This is a genomic window from Kitasatospora sp. NPDC028961 (assembly GCF_055564815.1).
On sequence record NZ_JBVHVO010000009.1, the window covers coordinates 136,480 to 154,125 of the forward strand.

15 protein-coding genes are annotated in these 17,646 nt (G+C 71.8%); 3 read left to right on the forward strand and 12 right to left on the reverse strand.

Annotated elements, in window-relative coordinates:
• Positions 1-140: 140 nt before the first annotated feature.
• The gene (gene pruA, locus ACZ4UX_RS18810; RefSeq protein ID WP_359804415.1) at positions 141-1,769 is read right to left on the reverse strand and encodes an L-glutamate gamma-semialdehyde dehydrogenase; all 1,629 of its coding nucleotides are present in this window, start codon (positions 1,767-1,769) and stop codon (positions 141-143) included.
• A gap of 347 nt (positions 1,770-2,116) precedes the next feature.
• On the opposite strand from pruA, the gene ACZ4UX_RS18815 reads away from it, so the two are divergent.
• Positions 2,117-3,718 carry a PucR family transcriptional regulator gene (locus ACZ4UX_RS18815; protein WP_380386645.1) on the forward strand — a complete coding sequence of 534 codons (1,602 nt, stop codon included), beginning with the start codon at positions 2,117-2,119 and terminating at the stop codon, positions 3,716-3,718.
• Between the two features lie 110 nt (positions 3,719-3,828).
• Here the strand turns inward: ACZ4UX_RS18815 and ACZ4UX_RS18820 are convergent, their stop codons facing one another.
• Together ACZ4UX_RS18820 and ACZ4UX_RS18825 are read right to left on the reverse strand one after the other, a co-directional pair.
• Positions 3,829-5,310: an alkaline phosphatase PhoX gene (locus ACZ4UX_RS18820; protein WP_465707459.1), complete on the reverse strand. Its 1,482-nt coding sequence runs from the start codon at positions 5,308-5,310 to the stop codon at positions 3,829-3,831.
• A gap of 275 nt (positions 5,311-5,585) precedes the next feature.
• A complete protein-coding gene (locus ACZ4UX_RS18825) occupies positions 5,586-6,731 on the reverse strand; it encodes a hypothetical protein (protein WP_465707460.1) in 1,146 nt (381 codons plus the stop codon).
• 223 nt (positions 6,732-6,954) lie between these two features.
• On the opposite strand from ACZ4UX_RS18825, the gene ACZ4UX_RS18830 reads away from it, so the two are divergent.
• Complete coding sequence (locus tag ACZ4UX_RS18830; protein ID WP_329490036.1) at positions 6,955-7,398, forward strand: VOC family protein; 444 nt, start codon at positions 6,955-6,957, stop codon at positions 7,396-7,398.
• Positions 7,399-7,452: 54 nt separating this feature from the next.
• Here the strand turns inward: ACZ4UX_RS18830 and ACZ4UX_RS18835 are convergent, their stop codons facing one another.
• Entirely contained in the window at positions 7,453-9,123 is a 1,671-nt protein-coding gene (locus tag ACZ4UX_RS18835) for a hypothetical protein (protein WP_465707461.1), read from the reverse strand.
• Positions 9,124-9,489: 366 nt separating this feature from the next.
• On the opposite strand from ACZ4UX_RS18835, the gene ACZ4UX_RS18840 reads away from it, so the two are divergent.
• Positions 9,490-10,821 (forward strand): MFS transporter, encoded by a 1,332-nt coding sequence (locus tag ACZ4UX_RS18840; RefSeq protein ID WP_465707462.1) that lies wholly within the window; start codon positions 9,490-9,492, stop codon positions 10,819-10,821.
• 59 nt (positions 10,822-10,880) lie between these two features.
• Here ACZ4UX_RS18840 and ACZ4UX_RS18845 read toward each other — a convergent pair whose 3' ends face one another.
• The 8 genes from ACZ4UX_RS18845 to sufB all read right to left on the reverse strand — a co-directional run bounded on the left by ACZ4UX_RS18845 (position 10,881) and on the right by sufB (position 17,642).
• Positions 10,881-11,540, reverse strand: a complete 660-nt coding sequence (locus tag ACZ4UX_RS18845) for a Uma2 family endonuclease (RefSeq protein WP_465707463.1) — start codon at positions 11,538-11,540, stop codon at positions 10,881-10,883.
• 123 nt (positions 11,541-11,663) lie between these two features.
• Positions 11,664-12,044 carry a metal-sulfur cluster assembly factor gene (locus ACZ4UX_RS18850; protein WP_329490032.1) on the reverse strand — a complete coding sequence of 127 codons (381 nt, stop codon included), beginning with the start codon at positions 12,042-12,044 and terminating at the stop codon, positions 11,664-11,666.
• Between the two features lie 22 nt (positions 12,045-12,066).
• Positions 12,067-12,528, reverse strand: coding sequence for a Fe-S cluster assembly sulfur transfer protein SufU (gene sufU, locus ACZ4UX_RS18855; protein ID WP_329490031.1), 462 nt, complete (start codon positions 12,526-12,528; stop codon positions 12,067-12,069).
• A gap of 16 nt (positions 12,529-12,544) precedes the next feature.
• The gene (locus tag ACZ4UX_RS18860) at positions 12,545-13,828 is read right to left on the reverse strand and encodes a cysteine desulfurase (protein WP_465707529.1); all 1,284 of its coding nucleotides are present in this window, start codon (positions 13,826-13,828) and stop codon (positions 12,545-12,547) included.
• Entirely contained in the window at positions 13,828-14,592 is a 765-nt protein-coding gene (gene sufC, locus ACZ4UX_RS18865) for a Fe-S cluster assembly ATPase SufC (RefSeq protein WP_465707464.1), read from the reverse strand. Before sufC ends, ACZ4UX_RS18860 begins: the two co-directional genes overlap by 1 nt.
• Positions 14,593-14,598: 6 nt before the next feature.
• On the reverse strand, positions 14,599-14,916 hold the full coding sequence (locus ACZ4UX_RS18870; RefSeq protein ID WP_352288157.1) for a bifunctional 3-phenylpropionate/cinnamic acid dioxygenase ferredoxin subunit: 318 nt from the start codon (positions 14,914-14,916) through the stop codon (positions 14,599-14,601).
• A 5-nt stretch (positions 14,917-14,921) separates the two neighbouring features.
• Positions 14,922-16,169 (reverse strand): Fe-S cluster assembly protein SufD, encoded by a 1,248-nt coding sequence (gene sufD, locus ACZ4UX_RS18875; protein ID WP_465707465.1) that lies wholly within the window; start codon positions 16,167-16,169, stop codon positions 14,922-14,924.
• A gap of 57 nt (positions 16,170-16,226) precedes the next feature.
• A complete protein-coding gene (sufB, locus tag ACZ4UX_RS18880) occupies positions 16,227-17,642 on the reverse strand; it encodes a Fe-S cluster assembly protein SufB (RefSeq protein ID WP_329490027.1) in 1,416 nt (471 codons plus the stop codon).
• Positions 17,643-17,646: the final 4 nt, after the last annotated feature.

The following is a 17,646-nucleotide window of genomic DNA, read 5'->3' on the forward strand; positions in this document are numbered from 1 at the left end:
TGTGGGGGGGGGGGGGGTGGGTGGGGGGGGGGGGGTGGGGGGGGGGGGAGGGGGGGGGGGGGGGGGGGGGTGGGCGGGGGTGTCCCCCCCCCCCCCCCCGCGGGGACACCCGGCTGCGGGACCGGGCGTCGGCGGGGCACTCAGCCCATGTGCGGGTAGCGGTAGTCGGTCGGCGGGACGAAGGTCTCCTTGACCGAACGGGTCGAGGTCCAGCGCGCCAGGTTCTGCTTGGCGCCGGCCTTGTCGTTGGTCCCGGACGCCCGGCCGCCGCCGAAGGGCTGCTGGCCGACGACCGCGCCGGTCGGCTTGTCGTTGATGTAGAAGTTGCCGGCCGCGAACCGCAGCTTGTGCATCGCGTCCTGGGCGGCCGCGCGGTCCTGGGAGATGATCGAGCCGGTCAGGCCGTAGGGCGACACCGACTCCATCTGGGCCAGCATCTCCTCGTACTTCTCGTCCTCGTAGACGTGGACGGCGAGGATCGGGCCGAAGTACTCGTCCTTGAAGTACTCGCTCGCCGGGTCCGCGCAGACCAGCACGGTCGGGCGGACGAAGTAGCCCACCGAGTCGTCGTACGTGCCGCCGGCCAGCACCTCGACGGAGTCGTCCGCCCGGGCCCGGTCGATCGCGGCCTTGTTCTTGGCGAACGCGCGGTCGTCGATGACGGCCGACATGAAGTTCGACAGGTCGTTGACGTCGCCCATGGTGAGGCCCTCGACCTCGTCGCGGAAGGCGTCCTTGAGGCCGGCCCAGAGCGAGGCCGGGACGTACGCGCGGGAGAGCGCCGAGCACTTCTGGCCCTGGAACTCGAAGGCGCCGCGGGTCATCGCGGTCTTCAGCACGGCCGGGTCGGCGGACGGGTGGGCGACCAGGAAGTCCTTGCCGCCGGTCTCGCCGACGATCCGCGGGTAGGTGCGGTAGCCGGAGATGTTCTCGCCGACCGTGCGCCACAGGTGCTGGAAGGTCGGGGTGGAGCCGGTGAAGTGGATGCCGGCCAGCGCCGGGTGCTTCAGCGCGACGGCGGAGACGTCCAGGCCGTCGCCGGTCACCATGTTGATGACGCCCTTGGGCAGCCCGGCCTCCTCCAGCAGCTGCATCAGCAGGTGCGCGGAGAACTGCTGGGTCGGGGAGGGCTTCCAGAGCACCACGTTGCCCATCAGCGCCGGCGCGGTCGGCAGGTTGCCGGCGATGGCGGTGAAGTTGAACGGGGTGATCGCGTAGACGAAGCCCTCCAGCGGGCGGTGGTCGCTGCGGTTCCAGACCCCGTCCGAGGAGATCGGCTGCTCGGCCAGGATCTGCCGGGCGAAGTGCACGTTGAAGCGCAGGAAGTCGACCAGCTCGCAGGGGGTGTCGATCTCGGCCTGCTGCGCGGTCTTGGACTGGCCGAGCATGGTGGCCGCGGCCAGCGTCTCGCGCCAGGGGCCGGCCAGCAGGTCGGCGGCCCGGAGGAAGATCGCGGCGCGCGAGTCGAAGGAGAGCGCCTGCCAGGCCGGAGCGGCGGCCAGGGCAGCGTCGATGGCGTCCTGCGCGTCGGCCTGGGTGGCGTTGCGCAGCGTTCCGAGCCTCGCCGCGTGGTTGTGCGGCTGGACGACGTGGATCTCGGTGCCGCCGCCGAGGCGGCGCTCACCGTTGATCGTCATGGTCAGCTGGACCGGCTCCTGGCCGCCCAGCTCCTTCAGCTTGGCCTCCAGGCGGGCCCGTTCGGGGCTGCCGGGGGCGTAGCTGTGGACCGGCTCGTTCACCGGCGCGGGGACCTGGGTCACAGCATCCATGAGCGCACGCTCTCCTTCGGTTCATGCGGGGGATGCCGACGCGGGTCGCACGTCGGCCACAGGACGAACGCTATTCCTGCACCGGGCTCCACTTGATTGGCCGGGCGGCTAAAGTCCCCCGTACGGCGTTGTCCGGCCCGACGAAGGGGTCACGGCGCGGTCACGGCTACCGCCGGGCGGGCCACCGGACCGGCCGGCCGCCGGCCGGGCCGCTCGCCCACTCCCGAGGCCTGTCCGCCCCGCTAAAATCGGCGGTACGCGATGGTCCGTTCGCACGATGCGCGACGGTCCGTTCGCACCATTCGCACTGATCCGCCCCGGTTCGCACGAGCGTGAAGGAGCCTCCGGTGTCGCAGCCCGCCGGCCTCCCGCTCCGTCAGCTGCTGATGTCCCTCGGCGAACCGCTGGTCGAGCTCCAGGCCGCCCCGCTGGGCCTGGACGTCGCGGTGCGCGACGTCGCGATCCTCGACCCGGAGGACCCTCCCACCGCCGCTCCCGGCGAACTCGTGCTCGCCATCGGTGCCCGGGGCCGGGCCGCGCTCCCCGCGCTGCGCGCGGCCGGCCGGGCCGGCGCCGCCGCCGTCGCGGTGAAGCTGGACGGCCCCGGCCAGGCCGACGCCCTGCGGGAGGCGGCCACCGAGGCGGGGGTGGCGCTGCTCTCGGTCCGCCGGGAGACCCGGTGGGAGCACCTGGACTCGCTCGCCCGGGCGATCATCGCCGGCCCGGACACCGCGGACGCCGCGGGCGCCCCCGAGCACAACGCGGGCGACCTCTTCTCGCTCGCCCAGACCGTCGCCGTACTCACCCACGGCATCGTCTCGATCGAGGACACCTCCAGCCGGGTACTGGCCTACTCCCGCTCCTCGGACTCCGACGAGGTGGACGACCTGCGCCGGCTCTCCATCCTCGGCTGGCAGGGCCCCGAGCCCTACCTCTCCAAGCTGCGCGAGTGGGGGATCTTCCAGCACCTGCGCACCTCGGACTCGGCCATCGCGGTGGACCCGCACCCGGAGCTCGGCCTGCGCCGGCGTCTGGCGATCGGCATCCGGACCGGCGCCCAGCCGCTCGGGACGATCTGGGTCCAGGAGGGCGCCCAGCCGCTGGCGCCGCTCGCCGAGCAGGCGCTGGTCGGCGCGGCCCGGGTGGCGGCGGCGCAGCTGGTCCGGCGGCGGCGGGAGCTGTCGGCGGACGTCCGGCTGACCCGCACCCTGCTCACCGGCCTGCTGGAGGGCTCGACCGGGCCGCAGTCGCTCGCCACCCATCTGGGCCTGGACCTGCGCCGGCCCGCCACCGTGCTGGCGTACAGCGCGCCGACCACCGAGGCGCTGACCCGCGCCGAGGTGACCGGCCTGATCTCGGTGCACACCGCCGCCCGCCACCGCAGCGCGCTGCTCGCCCCGATCGAGTCCCGGGTCTACGTGCTGCTGCCCGAGCTGCCGGCCGGCCTGCCGATGACGACGGTCCGCGACTGGGCGCAGGAGGTGGTGGAGGCGGCCCGGGACCACCTGGGCGTCCCGCTGCGGGCGGCGATCGGCTCCACGGTGGACGGCCTGGCCCAGGTGCCCGACTCCCGGGCGCAGGCGGACCGGATCCTGGACGCCATGGGCCGGGGCGGGGTGGACCTGGAGGTCGCCGCACTGATCGACGTCCAGGCGGAGGTCCTGGTCAGCGAGATGCTGGCCCTGCTGCAGGAGCGCTCGGGCCTGCGCGACCCGCGGCTGACCGCCCTGACCGCGTACGACCGCCGGCACGGCACCCGGCTCGCGGAGTCGGTGCTGGCCTGGCTGGACGCGCTGGGCGAGGTCCGGGTCGCGGCGGACGCCCTGCACATCCACCCCAACACCCTGCGGTACCGGGTGCGCCGGGCCGAGCAGCTCACCGGTGTCGACCTCGCGCAGCCGCAGCAGCGCCTGCTGGCCATGCTCCAGCTGCGCCTGCCGGAGGAGTGACGCCCGCCTCCGGGGGCTCGGGAAAGCCGGACCAGGAAACACGATCGGGAAAGCACGACCGGGAAAGCCGGGAGGGGCCCGCCGGAGCGGGCCCCCCGGCCTCAGCCTGATCAGGCGCCGTAGCCCTGACCGCGCTTGTGCTCGTTCAGGCGGTGCCACGGGCCGGTGATGGCCAGCTGGATGCCCGGGGTCTGGATGTTGGCGAACAGCGTCTTGCCGTCGTCCGAGAAGGTGACGCCGGTGAACTCGCTGAACTCCGGCTTCTCGGCGGAGCCGATGTTGAGCTCGTTGCGGGCGATCGGGTAGGTCAGCCCGTCCTCGGTGGCACCGAACAGGTGCGAGACGCCCTCACCGTCCTCGGCGATCACGATGCCGCCGTACGGCGAGACGGTGATGTTGTCCGGGCCGTCGAAGTTGTCGTGGTCGCCCCAGACGTCGGTGTTGACGCCGAGCAGCACCTTCAGGGTGATGGTGCGGCGGACGGGGTTGAAGAACCAGACCTGGCCGTCGTGCTGGAGCGGGCTCTCCGAGCGGGCGAAGCTGGAGACGAAGTAGAAGCCGCCGTCACCCCACCACATGCCCTCCAGCTTGCGGGCGCGGGTGACCTCGCCGTCCTTGAACTGCTTGCGGACGGAGACGGTCCTGGCGTCGCGGTCCTGGACCTTGACCCAGTCCACGCCGTAGGTGGTGCCGACCTTGGTGGCGCGCGACAGGTCGTCGATGAACTTGCCCTGCGCGTCGAAGACCTTGAAGGCCTCCAGCGTGCCGGCGTCGTCGGCGAGCTTGCGCAGCTGGTAGCGCCCGTGCTTGAAGCCGGCCGGCGGGGTCCAGCGGAACAGCAGCCCGTTGGGGTTCGAGGCGTCCTCGGTCAGGTAGACGTGGCCGCGCTTCGGGTCCACCACGACGGCCTCGTGCGCGTAACGGCCGAAGGCCTTCACGGGCTTGGGGTCGAGGTTGTACTCGTCGTCGAACGGGTCGACCTCGAAGATGTAGCCGTGGTCCTTGGTGAAGCCGTTCTTGCCGGCCTTGTCCTCGGTCTCCTCGCCGGACAGCCAGGTGCCCCACGGGCTCACGCCACCGGCGCAGTTGGTGGAGGTACCGGCGATGCCGACCCACTGCTCGACCGTGCCGTTGCGCTTGGCGTGCACGATGGTGCAGCCGCCGGCCGCGCCCGGGTCGTAGACGTGGCCCTCGGTCAGCGGCACCGGGTACGCCCAGTTGGAGCGGGCGCCGCTCAGCTCGTGGTTGACGACCAGCAGGTTGCCGCCGCGCTCGTCCTCGAAGGCGGAGGTGCCGTCGTGGTTGCTGGGCGTGAACTCGCCGGTGCGCAGCTTGGTGACGCCCGCGCGGTTCACCACCTTGTAGCTGAAGCCCTTGGGCAGCGCGAGCAGGTTCTCCGGGTCCTTGACCAGCGCGCCGTAGCCGACCGCAGCACGCTCGGCGTCGGCGGTCGCGGCGTCCCGCACCTCGCCGCCGACCGGGGCGGCGATCGCGCCCGGGGCGCTGGCCAGCGCCTCGGCGCTACCGGCGATCAGCACGCCGGCCCCGACGAGGGTGGAACGGTTGACGAAGTCCCGACGGGACAGCGACATGTGAGTCACTCCTGAGAGGTGGGGCGCCGACCGGAGCGGAGCCCGGTACGTGGCGTGCGAGGTGTCGAGGTAGCTCGTCGACGCCTGCAGACTCCGCCGGTGTGATGAACGCCCGGTGAAGCGGACACCGCGTCAGGGTGTTCATTTGCCGACCGTATTCGAATCCATGACCCGTTCTTTGCCCCGTGCACCGCAGGTCACGGCCGCGCCGCAGAACAGAACCGCGGAACAGCCACGGAACAGCGCCACCCCGCGCGGTGGTCCGTCGGCGGCACTCACCGCCCCGCGCGGGCCGCCCGCCACTGCTCCCAGGCCGCGAGCCAGAGCTGCTCGCCGATCCGCTCCTCCTCCCAGCCGTCGCCCGCCGCGCCGGCACCGTCCGCCCGGTCCCGCCAGAGCTGCTCCCACGCACGCTGCGCGGGCAGGCTCGCCACCTCGCTGGCGAAGACCGTGTAGCGGATGACCTCCTCGACCGCGGCCACCCCCTCCACCGTGCCGACCACCCACTGGGTCTGCCGGGACAGCCGGTTGAGGTGGTTGACCATCGCGGTGACCGCCGCGACCGCCTCCTCCCGGCTCTCCGAGCCGAGCCGCATCTGCTGGCGGACCGCGGCCTCCCAGCGCAGCGCGCCGGTCTCGCCGCGCAGCCCCCGCGGCAGCCGCGGCGTGCGCCCGGCCCGGACCTGCGCCTCGATCGCCGCGGACTCGGCGATGCCGTGCTCGATCACCGCCCGGTGCGCCTCCAGCCCGACCGTCGGCGGGAGTTCGCGCTCCTCGACCGGGACGTACCGGGCCCGGCGGGCGGCGAGGCCGCGCAGCAGCGCCGTCCGGCCGCGCAGATGGCGCTCGACGTCCTGGATCGGGGCCAGTTCGAGGCTGCCCGGCACCACGCCGCGCCCGCAGACCGTGACGGTCAGCCCGCCCACCCGGAACCGGCCCGCCCAGACCGGGCCGGCACCGGGGGTGGCGCCGAGGCCGGGCAGCGGGGCGTCCGGCCGGTCCCAGGGGTCGCGCAGGTCCTCGTGGACCTCCACCGCGCACGGCTCGCCGTCCACGGTGATCCACTCGCGCAGCGCCCGGACCCGGCCGGGGCAGTCGCCCTCGTCGACGCCGAGCTGCTCGTAGACCCGGTCGCGCTCGTCCTCGACCACGTCCTCCAGCTCGGGCAGCGCGCCCGGCCGGTCGGCCCCGGGACGGTAGGTGCGCACGGTGACGTACGGGCCGTCGGCGGAGGTCCAGTCGCCGGAGCAGACCTCGACCCAGGACAGCCGGCCGTCACAGGTCTCGAACGCGGTCAGCGCGTCACCGCCCGGGTCGGCGCCGCGCACGACGCCGTACACCGGGAAGCCGGCCGCGGCCAGGGCGCGGCGGGAGAACTCCTCCTGGTCGGTGAAGCGGTCCTCCCGTCCGCACGGGTCCATCCATCGTGCGCCGTCCCCCCGGAGACCGTCCTGCCTGCCACCGCTCTCCCGCGTCATCCCGCGCCGCACCCCCATGTCCTCGCCGCCCGCACACCGCTTGCGGGACACGATACGTGGCCCGACCTGCCGGGTCATCAGCTCCTTTGTCCCGCCTGACGGATCGCCACCCGCGCCGCCGTGTCAGGACGCGCGTTTGTCAGTGCCGCTTCCTACGCTGTCGGGCATGACAGCAACCCAGGACTTTCCCGCCCGCATCAGCATCGTCACCCTCGGGGTGACCGATCTCGACCGCAGCGCCCGGTTCTACGAGGACCTCGGGTGGCGCCGTTCGTCGGTCTCCAGCCCGGAGATCGTCTGGTTCCGCACCGCCGACTCGGTGCTCGGCCTCTTCCCGACCGACGAGCTGGCCGCCGACGCCGGGGTCCCCGCCCTCGGCGAGCCGTCGTTCCGGGGCGTCACCCTCGCGGTGAACCTGGAGTCGACCGAGCGCGTGGACGCCGCCCTGCGGACGGCCGTCGAGGCGGGCGCCACGGTGGTCAAGCCCCCGACCGCGACCAGCTGGGGCGGTTACTCGGGCTACTTCGAGGACCCGGACGGCCACCTGTGGGAGCTGGCCCACAACCCGTTCTTCCCGTTCACCGCGGAAGGCTCACTGGACCTGCCGTGACCGGCCGGGCGTGTCCCGCCCCGGCCGGCCCGGCCCCGCACGCCCCCTGGGCCCTCAGCTCTTCGATCGCGCCTTGAAGGCCGCCTTGCGGGCCTCCTTGGCCACCGTCCGGTCGAGGTGCAGCTCGCCGACCGCCTCCAGCACGTCCGCCGTGTAGGGGTGGTCGACCCGCCAGAGCTCGCCGAAGTAGCTCGCCGGGTTGCCGGTCACCGGCAGGTCGGCGATCAGCTCGCGAAGCAGTTCGGCGTCGCCGCCGGTGTCGAGCAGCTGGGCGGCGAAGGTGTCGATCACCGTCCACAGCGCCATCCCCCGCTCCGGCGCGGGCACATCGGTGGCGCCGAGATCCACCAGCCAGGCCCGCGCGGCCCCGCCCAGCTCCGGGTCGTCCAGCACCTCCCGGACGGCGGGCTCGGCGGGCCGGCCGATCATTCCCAGCGCCAGCCGGCTGAGCATCCGGCGCATCGGGGCGTACGCGTCGTTGCCGCGCGACGCCGCGAGCAGCTCGCGGGCCGCGTCCACCGGCTCCCGGTCGGTCACCCAGACCTGCAGCTCCTCCTCGGGCAGCACGTTGGCGGCCTCGCAGATCCCGCGCAGCAGCTCGGCGGCATCCCCCTGGGCCAGCTCGCCGACCAGCGGCGCGTCGTAGCCGTCCTCCAGCAGCCACTGCCGGATGCCGTACTGGCCGAGCGGGGTGAGCCGGACCAGGCCGAAGCGGGCCGACTCCTCCTCGTCCAGCGGCTCGTCGCCGACCCCGCCGCCGAGGGGCTCCTGCCCCTCCTCCTCGTCGAACAGCTCCGGGTCGATCGGGCGGTAGTCCAGCACGCCGAGTTCGGCGAGGTCGTTCAGCATCGGGTCCAGCGCGACCATCACATCGGTGATGTCGCCGAGCAGCTCCTCGCTCGGCTCCTCGCCCTCCGGGACGACCAGCAGCGCGGCCAGCACGCCCAGCGGCACGGTCTCGGTGCCCGGGTCGGCGAAGGCGGTCGTCTCGTAGAGCACCTGGAGCGCCTCGTCGAGCAGCTCGGCGGCCTCCTCCCGGGCCTCCTCGACCCGCGCCAGCCGCTCCTCGTCGTCGTCATCCTCCGACTCCGGCTCCGGCTCCGCCACGGCCCCGGCGCGCTCGGCCGCCTCCTCGGCGGCCTCCTCCTCCGGCAGCGAGTCGGCCTCCACGGCCAGCTCTCGGACGATCCCGGCGGCGGTCAGCCAGAGCTCCAGGACGGTCTCCGCGTCCCCCCGCTCGGCCGGCTCCAGGTCCGGCCCGGGAATGGCCACGTGCTCACCGGCGGCGGTGGTGCCGATCTCGATGAGGTCCAGGTCGCAGGCCAGCGACCAGGCCCGCATCGCCTCGACCACGGCCTCCTCCGGCGCCTCCCCCTGCTCGGGCGCGAGGCCGAGCAGCCGGGCGGCGGGCGCCCGGTCCGGACCGGTGAGGTCGCCGAACTCGTCCACCTCCCGGTGCGGGGCCGTCCAGCGGGCCAGCTTCAGCGCGTACCCGAACATCGGCACGGCCTTCGCCTGGTCGGCCAGCTCGGACTCGGCCGGCAGCCGGACCGGCGGCACCAGCACGGCGGCGTCGTCCAGGTCTTCGTCGTCCAGCCCGTGCGCGGCGAACGCCCCATAGAGGTCCTGCAGCTCCAGGTCGGCGGGCAGCACAGCGCCGACCGCCCCCTCGTCCGGCGCACCCGCCGACGAAGCCCCAGCGTTCTTACGACGTCGTCCGGCCATTGTCGCGCGTTCTCCCTACAGCCAGCGGTCGGCCGATCCGTTCCGGCCGCAGTGGATCAGCTCCCTGTGCCGGTCCACTACCTCAGCGTATAGGCCGGGCACCCCCGATGCCCGGCCTCCAGGGGCGCGCGCCGCAACCGTGCGCCCACCCCTTATCCTTCGAATCGGCACCGTGCACACCCCGCCCGGGCCACCGGGCAACGAAGCCCCTCCACCCTCCTCGCCCGGCTCCGGGACGGAGGGTCCCATGCTCACCCGCTCCACCAGGAAGTCCCCGCACCGAGGCCACCACCACAGCGCCACCGGACGGGCGCGCCGGCACACCCCGCCGACCTTGGTGGTGCCCGGCCACAGGAGACCCCTGCCATGGCGGACCTCTCCCCTGCCGGCTCCGGCCTGCGCACCGCGCAGTTCGACGGACGCCGACTGTCGGAGGCCCTGCTTCCCCTGGAGCTCGCCCCGCGCGCCCAGCTCCAGCTCGCCGCGATCAGCCGATGGAACGCGCTCCGCGGCGTCCGCGTCGGCCTCGTCGCCGGCGCCCTCCTCCTCATGCTGATCGGTGCCAACCTGGCCACGCCGATCTACCCGCTGCTCCAGCAGCGGCTCTCGCTGACCGCGCTCGACACCACGGTCCTGTTCACGGTGTACGTGTTCGCGCTGGTCCCGGTGCTCGCCGCGGTCGGCCACTGGTCCGACCACCTCGGCCGGCGCGCGCTGATCCTGCCCGCCGTGGCCCTGGCCGCCGCCGGGGATGTCGTCTTCGCCACCTCGGGCAGCTTCTGGCAGCTCGCCCTCGGCCGCGCCGTCCAGGGCGTCGCGGTGGGCCTGTCCACCGGCGCCGCCGGAGCCGCCCTCGGCGACCTGCTGCCCGACCACCCCACGCTGGCGGCCAAGCTCACCCTGGCCTGTTCGGCGGGCGGCGTGGCGATCGGCCCGGTGGTCGGCGCCCTGCTGGCCGGCGGCACCGACCCGCTGATGACGCCCTTCCTGCTGCACGCCGTCGCCCTGCTCGCGCTCTGCGTGCCGCTCGCCCTGGTCCACCCCCGGATGCCCGGCCGCAGCCGCCCGCCGGCCGCCCCGCCGCGCATCACCACCCCGGCGCACCTGCGCCCGCAGCGCCTCGCCCTGCCGTCCACCGGCCGCCGGGCGTTCCTGCTGGCCTCGGCCGCCGGGTTCATCTCCTACGCGGTCTTCGGCGTCTACCTCAGCCTGGCCCCGGCCTTCTCCGCCAAGCTGCTGCACACCGACTCCCGGCTGACCGGCGCCGTGGTGGCCGCGCTGCTGCTCGGCTCCTCCGCCGTGGCCCAGCTGCTCGTCCCGCCGACCGCCGACCGGCTGGTCATCGCCCTCGGCATGACCGGTCTGGCGACCGGCCTCGGCCTGGTCGTCACCGCCCAGTACACCGGCACACCGGCGCTGCTGTTCATCGGCAGCGTCCTCGGCGGCTCCTGCCAGGGGGTCGCCTTCCGCTCGCTGTTCACCGGCGCGGTGGCCGCGATGAACCCGGAACGCCGGGGCTCCGAGCTCAGCTCCCTCTGGGTCATCGTCTACCTCGGCAGCTCGCTGCCGATCGTCGGCGTCGGCGCCCTCGTCCAGCGCTACGGCCTGCTCCCGGCCACCAGCGGCTTCGTCGGCCTCGCCGCCGTCCTCTGCGTCGCCCTGGCCGTCGCCGTCGCCCGCCGGCCCCGCACCGCCTGACCGACGGGAACGCCGCTGCCCGGTACGGATCCCGTACCGGGCAGCGGCGTTCTCGAGCCCTACTCAGCCCAGGGCTTCCAGGTCTCCGTGGACACCTCGAGCCCGAACGGCTCCGGGAGCCGCAGCGGCTCACCGAACTTCCACTCACCGAGCACCCGGTAGCTCCCCTCGCCCCGGTCCGGCTCACCGAACAGGGTGATGCCGGGCTGCCGCGGGTCACGGTCGACCAGGAGGTAGTACGGCACTCCGGTCCGCGCGTACCCGCTCCACTTGGTGGGCTTGAGTCGACGTCCGAGAACGGGACGACGGTCGCGGTACGCGTTCGCGGCGGACGTCACCTCGACGACGAGACTGATCTCGTGCGGTCCCAGGTGCAGCACGTTATCCGCGACACCGCGCCTCTCCACCTCGGCATCCACCACCACGAGGTCCGGAATGTAGCCGTCCCCGATCTCCACGAGGTCGAGATTGATCGTCTGAACCACTCGCCAAGGGCACTCCGGATCATTGAAGCGGGCGCGTTCGATGCCCCGCTGAATGTCCGAGAGAATCACCGCATGGACGAACACAGGCGCCGGTGACACGACGAACTCCCCTCCGATCACCTCGACCCGTGTGCCGTCGTCCGGAATGCGCAGGTACGCCTCCAGCTCCCCCCGGACCCACATGGCATACGGCGAGGCGGGCAACGTCCAGTGCCCGATTGCTTCCACAGCCATCCCGTCGCTCCCTTCGCGGTCGCGGCACCAGCGTGGCCGCCCGCTCGCAGATATACCACTGCCGCGCGAATGATTCCCCCGAAGGAGAGACTCGCGCGGCAGTGGATTGACGCAGGACGTCCGTCAGACGTTGAAGCCGAGGGCGCGGAGCTGCTCGCGGCCGTCGTCGGTGATCTTGTCCGGGCCCCACGGCGGCATCCAGACCCAGTTGATGCGCAGGTCCTGGACGAGGCCGTCGGTGGCGGTCTTCGCCTGGTCCTCGATGACGTCGGTCAGCGGGCAGGCCGCCGAGGTGAGCGTCATGTCGATGGTGGCCACGTCGGACTCGTCGATGTGGATGCCGTAGATCAGGCCCAGGTTGACGACGTCGATGCCCAGCTCGGGGTCGACGACGTCCATCAGGGCCTCGGTCAGGTCCTCGACGGAGACGGTGCCGGCGGTGGTGCCGACGATGACGGTCGGACCCTCCTCAGCGGAAGGGGCGGGCGTCTCGGTGTCACTCATGTGTCTGTCCTCCTCTTCTGCTTCAGTCGTTCAGGTCGTGCACGGCGGGCTGCTCGGCCAGGGCCTTGGCGGTGGCGTCCTTCCAGGCCATCCAGCTGAGCAGCGCGCACTTGACCCGGGCCGGGTACTTGGAGACGCCGGCGAACGCGACCGCGTCCTCCAGCACCTCCTCGTCCCCCTCGCCCTGGCCCTTGCTCTGCATCAGCTCCAGGAAGGCCTCCTGGACGGCCTGCGCCTCGCCGACGGTCTTGCCGACCACCAGGTCGTTCAGCACCGAGGCGCTGGCCTGGCTGATGGAACAGCCCTGCGACTCGTACGAGACGTCCACGACCGTGGCCCCGTCGAGCCGCACCCGCAGGGTGATCTCGTCCCCGCAGGTCGGGTTGACGTGGTGCACCTCGGCGTCGCCGTCCCGCAGCCCCTTGCCGTGCGGGTTGCGGTAGTGGTCCAGGATGATGTCCTGGTACATCGAGTCGAGCTTCATGTCGTGGGCCGTCCCGTCAGCCGAAGAAGTTCCGGACGTGGTGCAGGCCGTCGATCAGGGCGTCGACCTCGCCCGGCGTCGAGTACAGGTAGAACGACGCCCGCGTGGTCGCGGGAATTCCGTACCGCAGGCAGACCGGCCGCGCGCAGTGGTGGCCGACGCGCACGGCGATGCCCTGCTCGTCCAGCACCTGACCCACGTCGTGCGGGTGGATGTCGCCCAGCGTGAAGGAGATCGCGGCGCCCCGGTCGACGGCCGTGCGCGGACCGATGATCCGCAGGTCCGGGACCTCCAGCAGCCGCTCCACCGCGTACGCGGTGATGGCGTGCTCGTGCGCGGCGATCCGGTCCATGCCGATGTTCGACAGGTAGTCGATGGCCGCGCCGAGCCCGACCGCCTGGGCGATCGGCGGGGTGCCGGCCTCGAACTTGTGCGGCGCCGGGGCGTAGGTGGACGAGCCCATGGTGACGGTCTCGATCATCTCGCCGCCGCCGAGGAACGGCGGGAGGTCCTCCAGCAGCTCCTGGCGGCCCCAGAGCACGCCGATGCCGGTCGGGGCGAGCATCTTGTGGCCGGTGAAGGCGACGAAGTCGGCCTCCAGCGCCTGCACGTCCAGCACCATGTGCGGCGCGGCCTGCGAGGCGTCGATGACGACCAGCGCACCGACGTCCTGGGCCTTGCGCACGATGGCCTCGACCGGGTTCACCGTGCCGAGCAGGTTGGAGACCAGGGTGAACGAGACGACCTTGGTCTTCTCGGTGATCAGCTCGTCGATGTTGGACAGGTCGAGCCGGCCCTCGTCGGTCAGCCCGAACCACTTCAGCTTCGCGCCGGTGCGCTGCGAGAGCAGCTGCCACGGGACGATGTTGGAGTGGTGCTCCATCTCCGTGATGACGATCTCGGAGTCGGCGTCCACCCGGTACGGCTCGTCCGCCCAGGTCAGCATGTTGGCGACCAGGTTGAGCGACTCGGAGGCGTTCTTGGTGAAGACCACCTCGTTGCGGCTCGGCGCGATGACGAAGGCCGCGACCTTGTCACGGGCGCCCTCGTACAGCGCCGTGGCCTCCTCGGCGAGCACGTGGACGCCGCGGTGCACGTTGGCGTTGTGCCGCTCGTAGTAGGCGTTCAGCGCCTCCAGCACCTGGCGCGGCTTCTGCGAGGTGGCGGCGTTGTCCAGGTAGACCAGGGGCTTGTCGTCGTGCAGCAGGCGCTGCAGGACGGGGAAGTCCTTGCGGATCGCGTCGGTGTCGAGCAGACCCGGCAGGCCCGTGGCGGGGCCACTCGTCTCGGGGGTATGGATCACTCGGAAGCGCCACCCTTCACGTAGGACTCGTAGCCCTCTTCCTCCAGCTTGTCGGCGAGCTCGGCGCCGCCGGACTCGACGATGCGTCCGGCCGAGAAGACGTGGACGTAGTCGGGCTTGATGTAGCGCAGGATGCGGGTGTAGTGGGTCACCAGCAGGGTGCCGACCTCGCCGGTCGAGCGGACCCGGTTGATGCCCTCGGAGACGACCCGCAGCGCGTCGACGTCCAGACCGGAGTCGGTCTCGTCGAGGATCGCGATCTTCGGCTTGAGGAGCTCCAGCTGGAGGATCTCGTGGCGCTTCTTCTCACCGCCGGAGAAGCCCTCGTTGACGTTGCGCTCGGCGAAGGCCGGGTCCATCTGGAGGGCCGCCATCGCCGCCTTGACCTCCTTGACCCAGAGCCGCAGCTTCGGGGCCTCGCCGCGGACGGCGGTGGCGGCGGTGCGCAGGAAGTTGGAGACCGAGACGCCGGGGACCTCGACCGGGTACTGCATGGCCAGGAAGACACCGGCCCGGGCCCGCTCGTCGACGGACATCTCCAGGACGTCCTCGCCGTCCAGCAGCACCGAGCCGCTGGTGACGGTGTACTTGGGGTGTCCCGCCAGCGAGTACGCCAGGGTCGACTTGCCGGAGCCGTTCGGACCCATGATCGCGTGGGTCTCGCCCTGCTTCACGGTCAGGTCGACGCCCTTCAGGATCTCCCGGGGGCCGTTCTCCGCCTCGACGGAGACGTGCAGGTCGCGGATTTCAAGGGTTGCCATATGTACTCAGGACTCCTGGTTGACGGAGACGAGCACATCGTCCCCTTCGATCTTTACGGGGTAGACAGCGACCGGCTTGGTGGCGGGCAGTCCGGAGGGCTTGCCGGTGCGCAGGTCGAAGCTGGAGCCGTGCAGCCAGCACTCGATCATGCAGTCCTCGACCTCGCCCTCGGACAGCGAGACGTTCGCGTGCGAGCAGGTGTCGTTGATCGCGAACACCCCCTCGTCGGTGCGGACGACGGAGACGGGCACGCCGTTGAGGTCGACGCGCCGGGGCACGTCCTCCTGGAGCTCGCTCAGCGCGCAGGCACGGAGAAAACTCATCGGCCTCAGACCGCCGCTTCCAGCTCGGCCTCGATCTTCTCCATGAGCTGCTCCTGGATCTCGGCGACGCCGATCTGCTGGACCAGTTCGGCGAAGAAGCCGCGCACCACCAGGCGGCGGGCCTCGTCGGCCGGGATGCCGCGGGCCCGCAGGTAGAACAGCTGCTCGTCGTCGAAGCGGCCGGTCGCGGAGGCGTGGCCGGCACCGACGATCTCGCCGGTCTCGATCTCCAGGTTGGGGATCGAGTCGACCCGGGCACCGTCGGTGAGCACCAGGTTGCGGTTGAGCTCGTAGGTGTCGGTGCCCTCGGCGGCGGCGCGGATCAGCACGTCGCCGACCCAGACGGCGTGCGCGTCCTGGCCCTGCAGCGCGCCCTTGTAGACGACGTTGGAGCGGCAGTGCGGGGTGTCGTGGTCGATGACCAGACGGTGCTCCAGGTGCTGGCCGGCGTCGGCGAAGTACAGACCGAACAGCTCGGCCTCGCCGCCGGGAGCGGAGTAGGAGACCCGCGGGTGGATGCGGACCACGTCGCCGCCGAAGGTGACCACGACGGACTTCAGCGAGGCGTCCCGGCCGACCAGGGCGGTCTGCTGGGCGGTGTGCACCGCGTCGCGGTCCCAGTCCTGGACGGAGACGAAGGTCAGCTTGGCGCCGTCGCCGAGCAGCAGCTCGACGTTGGCCGCGCGGGTGCCCGTCCCGGTGTGGTTGATCACCACGACGGCCTCGGCGAACGGCTTGACGTCGATCACCACGTGGGCGAAGCGGGTGCCGCCCTCGCCGTGCACGTCGATCTTGACCGGCTCGGTGAGCACCGTCTCCTTGGGCACGGTGACCACGAGCGCCTGCTCGAAGGCGCTGAACGCCTGGGCGGCGACCCGGTCGACCGGCTTGCCGGCCTTGCCCAGGCGCGCGTCGTCGCGGCCGACGGTCTCGGCGGTGACGCCGTCCGGCAGGCTCAGCTCGACCTTGTCCGCGCCCTTCTCCGCCTCGGCGGCGCTGCCGTCGTGCAGGCCCTTCAGGCGGTGCAGCGGGGTGAACCGCCAGTCCTCCTCGCGGCCGGTCGGCACCGGGAAGTCGCCGACCTCGAAGGAGGGCTGGACGGCGACGCGGGCGTCGATCGGCTGCTGGACGGTCGCGCGGCCGGTGCCGGGGCCGGCGAGCTGCGCGCCCGCCCCGGCGGTGCCGACCTCGATCGAACCGGCGGTGGTGGAACCGGCGGTGGTCCCAGCGACATTCAAAGGCGTGTCAGCCATGGCTGTCGTAGTGCTCTCTTCCTCAAAGTTGGTGGCTGGACTGCGTGCGGCTGTGCGTCAGCCGACGGAGCCCTCCATCTGCAGCTCGATCAGCCGGTTCAGCTCCAGCGCGTACTCCATCGGCAGCTCGCGCGCGATCGGCTCGACGAAGCCGCGGACGATCATGGCCATCGCCTCGAACTCGGTCATGCCCCGGCTCATCAGGTAGAAGAGCTGGTCCTCGCTGACCTTGGAGACGGTCGCCTCGTGGCCCATCGACACGTCGTCCTCGCGGACGTCCACGTACGGGTAGGTGTCCGAGCGGGAGATGGTGTCGACCAGCAGGGCGTCGCAGAGCACGTTGGACTTCGCGCCCTTGGAGCCCTCGCCGATCTCGATCAGACCGCGGTAGGAGGTGCGGCCGCCGCCTCGCGCCACCGACTTGGAGACGATGTTGGAGGAGGTGTTCGGCGCCATGTGGACCATCTTGGCGCCGGCGTCCTGGTGCTGGCCCTCACCGGCGAAGGCGATCGACAGGGTCTCGCCCTTGGCGTGCTCGCCCATCAGGTAGACAGCCGGGTACTTCATGGTGACCTTGGACCCGATGTTGCCGTCGATCCACTCCATGGTCGCGCCCTCGTACGCCACGGCGCGCTTGGTGACCAGGTTGTAGACGTTGTTCGACCAGTTCTGGATCGTCGTGTAGCGGCAGCGGCCGCCCTTCTTGACGATGATCTCCACGACCGCGGAGTGCAGCGAGTCCGAGGAGTAGATCGGCGCGGTGCAGCCCTCGACGTAGTGGACGTAGGCGTCCTCGTCGACGATGATCAGCGTCCGCTCGAACTGGCCCATGTTCTCGGTGTTGATCCGGAAGTAGGCCTGCAGCGGGATGTCGACGTGGACACCCTTGGGCACGTAGATGAAGGAGCCGCCCGACCACACCGCCGTGTTCAGCGCGGCGAACTTGTTGTCGCCGGCCGGGATGACGGTGCCGAAGTACTCCTCGAAGATCTCCGGGTGCTGCTTCAGCGCGGTGTCGGTGTCCAGGAAGATGACACCCTGCTCCTCCAGGTCCTCACGGATCTGGTGGTAGACCACCTCGGACTCGTACTGCGCGGCCACACCGGCCACCAGCCGCTGCTTCTCCGCCTCCGGGATGCCGAGCCGGTCGTACGTCGCCTTGATGTCGGCGGGCAGGTCCTCCCAGGACTCGGCCTGCTTCTCGGTCGAGCGCACGAAGTACTTGATGTTGTCGAAGTCGATGCCGGTGAGGTCCGAGCCCCAGGTGGGCATGGGCTTCTTGCCGAACAGCTTGAGGCCCTTGAGCCGCAGGTTCAGCATCCACTCGGACTCGCTCTTCTTCGCCGAGATGTCGCGGACGACGTCCTCGCTGAGCCCGCGCTTGGCGACGGAGCCGGCGGCATCCGGGTCCGCCCAGCCGTACTCGTAGGTGCCCAGGCCTTCGAGCTCCGGGTGCGAAACGGTGTCAGTCATGCGA

What these genes read in the sequence shown, in the direction of transcription:
- pruA (WP_359804415.1), bottom strand. Translation starts at nt 1,769, where the DNA reads ATGGATGCTGTGACCCAGGTCCCCGCGCCGGTGAACGAGCCGGTCCAC.
- ACZ4UX_RS18820 (WP_465707459.1), bottom strand. Translation starts at nt 5,310, where the DNA reads ATGTCGCTGTCCCGTCGGGACTTCGTCAACCGTTCCACCCTCGTCGGG.
- ACZ4UX_RS18825 (WP_465707460.1), bottom strand. Translation starts at nt 6,731, where the DNA reads ATGGACCCGTGCGGACGGGAGGACCGCTTCACCGACCAGGAGGAGTTC.
- ACZ4UX_RS18830 (WP_329490036.1), top strand. Translation starts at nt 6,955, where the DNA reads ATGACAGCAACCCAGGACTTTCCCGCCCGCATCAGCATCGTCACCCTC.
- ACZ4UX_RS18835 (WP_465707461.1), bottom strand. Translation starts at nt 9,123, where the DNA reads ATGGCCGGACGACGTCGTAAGAACGCTGGGGCTTCGTCGGCGGGTGCG.
- ACZ4UX_RS18840 (WP_465707462.1), top strand. Translation starts at nt 9,490, where the DNA reads ATGGCGGACCTCTCCCCTGCCGGCTCCGGCCTGCGCACCGCGCAGTTC.
- ACZ4UX_RS18845 (WP_465707463.1), bottom strand. Translation starts at nt 11,540, where the DNA reads ATGGCTGTGGAAGCAATCGGGCACTGGACGTTGCCCGCCTCGCCGTAT.
- ACZ4UX_RS18850 (WP_329490032.1), bottom strand. Translation starts at nt 12,044, where the DNA reads ATGAGTGACACCGAGACGCCCGCCCCTTCCGCTGAGGAGGGTCCGACC.
- sufU (WP_329490031.1), bottom strand. Translation starts at nt 12,528, where the DNA reads ATGAAGCTCGACTCGATGTACCAGGACATCATCCTGGACCACTACCGC.
- sufC (WP_465707464.1), bottom strand. Translation starts at nt 14,592, where the DNA reads ATGGCAACCCTTGAAATCCGCGACCTGCACGTCTCCGTCGAGGCGGAG.
- ACZ4UX_RS18870 (WP_352288157.1), bottom strand. Translation starts at nt 14,916, where the DNA reads ATGAGTTTTCTCCGTGCCTGCGCGCTGAGCGAGCTCCAGGAGGACGTG.
- sufD (WP_465707465.1), bottom strand. Translation starts at nt 16,169, where the DNA reads ATGGCTGACACGCCTTTGAATGTCGCTGGGACCACCGCCGGTTCCACC.
- sufB (WP_329490027.1), bottom strand. Translation starts at nt 17,642, where the DNA reads ATGACTGACACCGTTTCGCACCCGGAGCTCGAAGGCCTGGGCACCTAC.